Genomic DNA, 5599 nt, shown 5'->3' with positions numbered 1-5599 from the left:
GAGTTTGATGAGAAATTGAAGAGGCTACGGCATGACAATCTTCACTGATATTGAAGCAGCAATTGAGGAAGCCAGGTTCTTGCGACATGAAACAAAGCATCATCATGTTGTCACTCAAAAACGTAATGGAACTCTTACAGTCAGACAAGAAGTTGGAATAAATAAAGAAAGTCGTCTACGTAAAGCATATAGCACTCGTTACGATTGTCGTATAGCAACAGTATTGCCGAATTGCAAAAAATAGCTGGGGTAAACATATGCGTGATATTCAACTAGTTTTAGAGCGTTGGGGTGCTTGGGCAGCTGATAATAGAGAAGACGTTTATTGGTCTTCTATTGCTGCCGGATTTAGTGGGCTGATACCGAATAAAGTTAAATCGCGTACACAGTGCTGTGAAGATGACGCTATTGTTATTTCTAGCTGTATGGCAAAGCTGAATCAGAAGAATAGTGATATTCATGATTTGTTATTTGAATACTACGTGTTTGGTAAAACATTCATGCAATTAGCTTATGAGTATAAATGCTCTGACGGCCACATCGGTAAAAAATTACAAAAAGCGGAGGGTGTTGTTGAAGGAATGTTGATAATGCTAGATGTAGAACTGGAAATGGATAAATATGTTCAAAAAATTGCAGCCTAATTTAATAAAAGAGTTTACGTACGTAAAAAACTGAATATTATGATAAGAGTGATAGCTATGTCACACAGCTTATTAATCTCAGACCTCGCCCAGTGCGGGGTTTTTTGCTTTCTGTCAGTGGTCAGCTTTGAGCAGCTTACGGCTCAGTAAATCACTCAGTATCTGCCAAATTATAAGCCCTGCTACGGCCGGGATTTGATTGAGATAGAAATCTGACCTCAGTAATATTGATTGGCGATTTATCAATAAGATGAAATGACCTTTAACGAATAATAAGTGAGGGATTTATGTGTGAAATTAATAAACCAGAGAATCAACAAGCTGACCTTAAGTGTCCATTCGATCTTGATAAATATCAGATGAAGATTGATAACCTTGCTCCAGAAGGTTCTCTGCCGTGGGCAATAATTCAAGTATATATGGGAAAGGCAGTAGCTCGTAGTGAATGGGAAGCGCCTGACGAGTACATAGCGTTGAAAGTTAAAAGTCCCGACAGCATCTCTCATATTGAGAAACACGATAAATATGGCTCGTCAAATTGGCAACCGACACCGGGGGATTTGATGGCTTGTGATTGGAAGGCGTGGAAGCCAAAATGTCCAGAAGGCACCATGCTGTCTTTTGATCTTAAGGTAGGAACTGGGAAATATTCTGTTTCTGTGCAGATGTGGGGATATCTTGCTGATAACGAACTCTACCCTGCAAATCCTTTCGGTACTTTAACTAACCTCAAAAATGAAACTGATATTACGAAATTTTCATATTTCGTATGGGATAATTCTAATAAGGGAATTCATATCAGAGTCTCCTCTGGTATTCCTCCAACGTTAGGAGGTTATCAGAAAATGGTGGACTTATTTGGAAAAGACCTCACTGTAACTGTTGGTGGAGTGCCTTATTATCTTGGAAGCACATTAGATAGTTCAATAGTTGGTAAACAACAATACGAATTTTTTGGTAGGTATTATAACACCAACGCACAAAAACTAGGCGACATATTGCAACAAAACGTAGATAAAACACTGCATTTTTGCTTCAACTGGAAATAACCCAACTCTACATCCTGAATCCAAGGCTGCGCATGGCGTGGCTTTTTTACTTATGCAATGCTGATTACCCGGAACTGAATCCGGGGTTTATGCGCTGACTGGGTGGCTATTGTGATGTGTGCTTATTGGTGGCAACCATAGTTGGCAATGTGAAGGCGTAAAGCAAAAATGTTTCTACGAAATCAAGAAGCTCTCTTGCTTCGGATTCGTCGAACTCTTCATCTGAGTGTACAGAGGTATTCCCATCCAGTCTGATGATTCTTGCCCACTGAGCCATTTCGTTCGTTATTTTGCCGCTATCTTTAAGCTTGAAGATTCTCGCAGAGAGATTATTGTCATTTATGCCATCAGTAACGCCTAGAACTTTAGTCGAAATATCTAAGGCTTTCCTTGCAAGCATGACAGATGTAGAGAACCTTTTCCGTATGAAATTATCTTCTGCCTCTGAATAGATATTTGAAATATTTGATGGGACATGCGCTGGAGCAAGAGGAAGATTGGGTTCTGGGTATGTGTTTACAACCTCTCCATAGGTATCATCGTTCGGGGAAAAAACAATATCCATATTGTAGCTATTCGAGCGGCGTAAATATCCGCCACCCATAACTGTACTTTCATCTGGGTCAACCTCAGCAACGGTGACGCCGTTACAGCTTCGGCATAAAAAAGCCATCCCTAATAACCGTTTTTGACTAAGAAGAAATTCTGACACGCATTCAAGTATAGGGTTTTCCCTGAGGCAGTGAGGGCACATAACATCTTGTAAGGAAACCATTGGCATGAATAACTTAACTCCGGTAATTAATGAAATTAATATTGCGCTCCAGCATTCAAAGCGTCCTGAGATTGCGCTGTTCCGTTATTATCAGACAGCCTCAGAGACAATGAAGAGCACTATCGTATTATCAATGATAGGGAAGCTTATAGAGCAGCAAAAGCGACTAAACAAAATATAAGATACGCATGGAATTTACCATTTATCACTACGCATAGGCCATGATTATTCACGGCCTTTTTCTTTTCACGCCCGTTTAACGGGGACTTAATCCCCAACGGGGGTGGAAATATGAAACTCATGGACAAATACACAAGTCCGTCAGCTTATTGTTGGGGGACGCTAACGGCAATGCTTGGAGCACTATCATTGAACGATTGGGCGCTTATCGTCGGAATTATCTGTACTGTTGGAACCTTTTCAATTAATTGGCATTACAAGCGGAAAGAGTTTCAACTAAGGCAGGAGAACAGAAATGACAAAGGCCAGTAAGTTAAGCGCTGCCGTTATTGGTCTTGCGCTCTCCGGTGCGGGCGCTACGGCTATATTGTCACAGTTCTTAGACGAGAAAGAAGGTAATCGACTTTCAGCATATCAAGATGCTGGTGGAGTTTGGTCAATATGTCGTGGTGTAACTCAGATTGAAGGTGCTCCAGTTCGCAAGGGGATGAAGTTAACACAAGAACAATGTAACACGCTGAATCGGATTGAAACGGAAAAGGCTATCGACTGGGTAAAACACAATGTCCATATCCCGTTGACAGAACCACAAATTGCAGGCATTGCGAGTTTTTGCCCATATAACATTGGTCCCGCGAAATGTTTCTCTTCCACCTTTTACCGAAAGCTGAACGCTGGAGATAAAAAGGGGGCATGCGCTGAAATCAAACGCTGGATATATGACGGTGGTAAAGACTGTAGACAAACGAAAGGACAGGTCAACGGCTGTTACGGTCAGGTTGAACGCCGTTCTCAAGAGTCAGAGCTGACATGCTGGGGGTTGGATGACTAGGCATAATTTAGCCGCGTTGTTATTTCTCTGGAGTTTTATTTTGGCGATTTGTGGTCGAGCCAGTTGGGGCTGGTTTCTGTTTCTGGGGGCGTTATTGTTATGAAATTCAACGCTCACTACTATACGATACTCGCACTAATCGTTATTTCACTGACCGCTTATTACTATCACTCTGAATTACAGAGAGAGCAACGTGTTACAAAGCAGCAACAATCAGAAATCCAGCAACTCACAGACACTATCGACTATCAGAACTCTCACATCACGATGTTGAATGAGTTAGACATTAAACACACGCGAGAGCTTACAAATGCCAAATCTGAAATTGATGTTCTGCGCAATGATGTTGCTGCCGGTCGTAAGCGCTTGTTCGTCAAAGCCACATGTCCAAAGAGTGAAGCCGGTTCCCGCGCCCGCATGGATGATGCAGCCACCGCCCGACCTGCTGACTCCTCTATCAGGGATTATTGGACCCTCAGAGAGCGAATAGCAGTAATCAATCAGCAGGTATTAGGCTTGCAGGACTACATCAAAACTCAGTGCCAGTAAGAGCCTCGCTTCAAGCGGGGTTTTTTATATCCGAATTTCATCGCGCACTAGCATGCGCCAATCCCAACCAAGAGTTTATAGAAATAGAGTCTGAGAAATGTCGTTATAGGTGGCGACCTTCTTGGGGCGATATTTCTATGCTAGCAGGCTCTAATTTCTATAGGTATACGCAAATGAACACATTAACTTTCAAAAATCACACTATTATTCCTTTCGATAATGGCGATGGGAAAATCTGGTTTACCGGCAAACAAATGACCCGGCTACTGGAATACGAAGACGATAAATCAGTCAACAAGCTATACAAGAGAAATAAAGATGAGTTCTCGGAAGATATGACTACGACTGTGAATCTGCCCATCGATGCCGAGGAGGCCAATTTGACCCCCACGGGAAAATCAAAGGGTTACAGTAATCTTCGTAAGAAAGTTAGGATTTTCTCTGTTCGGGGCGCTCATTTGTTAGGGATGCTTGCTGATACAGAAGTCGCTAAACAACTTCGTCGCTGGCTATTGGATTTAGCAGACAAGGAGAATCAGACAGATCTCTCTTTGATGGACATGGAAAGCTTAAAGTCACTGACACTTGGTGAAATGCAGAATCGGCTGGTGGCCGCTGATAAGTGGTCTTATAGCAACTTTGGCAGACCAGGTAGTGAAATGATGAACCTCCGCAAGCGTCATCTAAAGAAACTCCGCAAGGCTAAGCAAGTTATCCTGGAATTATCGCAGCTTACTTTGCCCGGCTTTGATGACTTCCCGGACGGAGAGCCGCAGACATGAATCATGAGCAATTCATCGCTAGGAACATACAAGCCGAGTTAACCAGACTCGGCTATTCCGATTCAATCTCAGGCATGGCAAGTGACAAAGCGGTGGACTATTACCGCCGCAGTTCGTCAGCGAGCAGAAAGGGCAAGATGTACGATGACTGTCTGCATATTGCTAAGGCATGGGCGAGTAAATACAGTTCAGTCAAGCCGTACTCAAAGTAAGGACCTCGGAGAAATGAGATACATCTATTCAATCACATTGGACGCAATGATCGCGTCCTTTTTGTTTATTGGTATCACGCAAAACATCGAAGGTTTTGTAAATGTCGGCTATTTTGCTGGCTGGTTATTTGGTGTGATTAAGTTCCTGGCTTATCTATTTGGCAGGGATACGCTCGCTAAAGAGTACAAGCACGTTCCGACAACATTCCGATATTACGATTTACTGACTGACACGGCCTTTGTCATTTTCGTTGTATATCAGGGCTGGTTTGTTTTGGGGGCTATCTATGCGATAGGCGCAATGGCAAAAGTTGAGTTTCAGGGTAAGCAAGAGAAGTTACTAAAATATTAAGAGGTAGGTATGAGCAAATTACAGGTTTTCAAATATAAATTAGGTCAGGCCGTACAAGTTATTATCAGCGGTGAAAAAGGGCATATCAAAGCCCGTGCTGAATATATTCATAGTGCTAGCCAGTATTTGATCCACTATCAGGCAGCAGATGGCCGTGCAAGAGATGCCTGGTTTGATGAGTATGAGCTTTCACACGCTGATTAAAGAGTGACTAATTCAGAGCA

The 5599-nt window shown here is 42.5% G+C and carries 10 protein-coding genes; 9 read left to right on the top strand and 1 reads right to left on the bottom strand.

What is annotated here, in order from left to right; translation table 11 throughout:
- Positions 1 to 257 precede the first annotated feature (257 nt).
- Together C6H66_RS23725 and C6H66_RS23720 are read left to right on the top strand one after the other, a co-directional pair.
- Positions 258 to 644 carry an antiterminator Q family protein gene (locus tag C6H66_RS23725; RefSeq protein ID WP_105396924.1) on the top strand — a complete coding sequence of 129 codons (387 nt, stop codon included), beginning with the start codon at positions 258 to 260 and terminating at the stop codon, positions 642 to 644.
- A 287-nt stretch (positions 645 to 931) separates the two neighbouring features.
- Positions 932 to 1693, top strand: coding sequence for a Thoeris anti-defense Tad2 family protein (locus C6H66_RS23720; RefSeq protein ID WP_146111113.1), 762 nt, complete (start codon positions 932 to 934; stop codon positions 1691 to 1693).
- A 106-nt stretch (positions 1694 to 1799) separates the two neighbouring features.
- Here C6H66_RS23720 and C6H66_RS23715 read toward each other — a convergent pair whose 3' ends face one another.
- Positions 1800 to 2474, bottom strand: coding sequence for a DUF4145 domain-containing protein (locus C6H66_RS23715; RefSeq protein ID WP_105396923.1), 675 nt, complete (start codon positions 2472 to 2474; stop codon positions 1800 to 1802).
- Between C6H66_RS23715 and C6H66_RS26205 the strand changes: the two genes are divergently transcribed.
- From C6H66_RS26205 to C6H66_RS23680, 7 genes are all read left to right on the top strand, one after another.
- Positions 2473 to 2649 carry a hypothetical protein gene (locus C6H66_RS26205; RefSeq protein ID WP_181150290.1) on the top strand — a complete coding sequence of 59 codons (177 nt, stop codon included), beginning with the start codon at positions 2473 to 2475 and terminating at the stop codon, positions 2647 to 2649. The two genes, C6H66_RS23715 and C6H66_RS26205, sit on opposite strands and share 2 nt — an antisense overlap.
- A 119-nt stretch (positions 2650 to 2768) precedes the next feature.
- The gene (locus C6H66_RS23710; RefSeq protein WP_105396925.1) at positions 2769 to 2960 is read left to right on the top strand and encodes a phage holin family protein; all 192 of its coding nucleotides are present in this window, start codon (positions 2769 to 2771) and stop codon (positions 2958 to 2960) included.
- Entirely contained in the window at positions 2944 to 3480 is a 537-nt protein-coding gene (locus tag C6H66_RS23705; protein WP_105396922.1) for a lysozyme, read from the top strand. The genes C6H66_RS23710 and C6H66_RS23705 overlap by 17 nt, the downstream gene beginning before the upstream one ends.
- A 99-nt stretch (positions 3481 to 3579) precedes the next feature.
- Positions 3580 to 4029, top strand: coding sequence for a lysis protein (locus C6H66_RS23700; protein WP_105396921.1), 450 nt, complete (start codon positions 3580 to 3582; stop codon positions 4027 to 4029).
- Between the two features lie 173 nt (positions 4030 to 4202).
- On the top strand, positions 4203 to 4811 hold the full coding sequence (locus C6H66_RS23695; protein WP_105396920.1) for a BRO family protein: 609 nt from the start codon (positions 4203 to 4205) through the stop codon (positions 4809 to 4811).
- An 81-nt stretch (positions 4812 to 4892) separates the two neighbouring features.
- Positions 4893 to 5375, top strand: coding sequence for a hypothetical protein (locus C6H66_RS23685; protein ID WP_181150288.1), 483 nt, complete (start codon positions 4893 to 4895; stop codon positions 5373 to 5375).
- A 9-nt stretch (positions 5376 to 5384) separates the two neighbouring features.
- Positions 5385 to 5579 carry a hypothetical protein gene (locus tag C6H66_RS23680; RefSeq protein WP_105396917.1) on the top strand — a complete coding sequence of 65 codons (195 nt, stop codon included), beginning with the start codon at positions 5385 to 5387 and terminating at the stop codon, positions 5577 to 5579.
- Positions 5580 to 5599 lie beyond the last annotated feature (20 nt).

The organism is Photorhabdus hindustanensis (assembly GCF_002968995.1).
Taxonomy (GTDB): Bacteria; Pseudomonadota; Gammaproteobacteria; order Enterobacterales; family Enterobacteriaceae; genus Photorhabdus; species Photorhabdus akhurstii.
The sequence above is the reverse complement of the archived record's forward strand: the minus strand, read 5'-3'. Positions and strand labels throughout refer to the sequence as shown.